This is a genomic window from Streptococcus sp. GMD4S (genome assembly GCF_000296955.1).
On the sequence record NZ_AJRE01000209.1, the window covers coordinates 1 to 1,567 of the forward strand.

General features: G+C 43.0%; 1 protein-coding gene. It reads left to right on the top strand.

Annotated features, from left to right (window positions below; genetic code table 11):
- Positions 1–113: 113 nt before the first annotated feature.
- Positions 114–1,567, top strand: a 1,454-nt coding sequence (locus GMD4S_RS08690; RefSeq protein ID WP_000026659.1) for a Na/Pi cotransporter family protein, incomplete at its 3' end; no start/stop codon positions are given.

The following is a 1,567-nucleotide window of genomic DNA, read 5'->3' on the forward strand; positions in this document are numbered from 1 at the left end:
AAAGAAAGTTCTTGTTTCTTATGAAAATTTCAGCTAAACACTTGTGAGATTTACTTTTATCCTTTAAAATAGAATAGGAGAAATTCCGTTATTATTTTTCGGAGGAAAAAGAAATGTCCATTAATTGGCAGGAAATTTTATTTCACTTTTTAGGAGGTCTAGGACTATTTTTATACAGTATCAAGACCATGGGAGACGGTTTGCAACAAGCTGCTGGAGATCGCCTTCGTTTTTACATTGACAAGTACACTAGCAATCCCTTTTTAGGCGTTCTAGTCGGAATCGTCGTGACTGCCCTGATTCAGTCAAGTACGGGGGTTACAGTTATCACGGTCGGACTGGTCAGCGCTAGTCTTCTCACTCTTAGACAGGCTATCGGAATTATCATGGGAGCCAACATCGGAACCACTGTTACTTCCTTTATCATCGGTTTCAAACTAGGCGAGTATGCTTTACCCTTGATTTTCCTTGGAACCATGTTCCTCTTCTTCACAAAAAACAGAACAGCAAACAATATCGGGCGCATCCTGTTTGGTGTAGGGGGAATCTTCTACGCTCTCAACCTCATCAGTGCCGGGATGAGTCCACTTAAAGATTTACCACAATTCAAGGAATATATGGTAACCTTGGGACAAAATCCTATTTTAGGAGTGGTAGCTGGTGCAGTGATTACCGTCCTCATCCAGGCATCTTCTGCAACTATCGGGATTTTGCAAGGTCTCTATGCAGGTGGGTTCCTTGACCTTAAAGGTTCACTACCAGTTCTTTTCGGAGATAATATCGGGACAACCCTAACAGTTATCATTGCGGCAGCTGGAGCCAATGTCTCTGCAAAGCGCGTTGCGGCAACCCACGTTACCTTTAACGTTTTAGGGACTATTCTTTGCTTAATCTTATTAGGCCCCTTTACTGCTATGATCGAGTACTTCCAGGCACTCCTTCACCTCTCACCTGAGATGACCATCGCCTTCTCGCACGGTGCCTTTAACGTAAGTAACACCATTGTACAATTTCCATTCATCGGAGCCTTGGCCTACTTTGTAACCAAGCTCATCCCTGGTGAAGACGAGGTTGTCAAGTACGAGCCTCTTTATCTCGACGAACAACTTATCCAGCAATCTCCTTCTATTGCCCTAGGAAATGCCAAAAAAGAACTCTTGCACTTGGGGAACTATGCAGCCAAAGCTTTTGACCTTTCTTATACCTATATCATCGGTTTGGATGCAAAGGTAGCTGAAAAAGGGCACAAGACAGAGGAAGCTATCAACACCATCGATGAAAAACTCACTCGTTACCTCATTCGACTCTCAAGCGAATCCTTGAGCCAAAAGGAAAGCGAAGTCTTGACCAACATTCTGGATTCATCTCGTGATTTGGAACGAATTGGGGACCACGCAGAAGGCTTGCTCAACCTAACAGACTACCTTCAACGTAAGAATGTTCAATTTTCTGATGCTGCTTTAGAGGAATTAGCTGAGATTTATCAAGCAACAACTGCATTTATCAAGGATGCCCTTGATAGTGTGGAAAACAATGATATTGAAAAAGCTCAGAGTCTGATTGAACG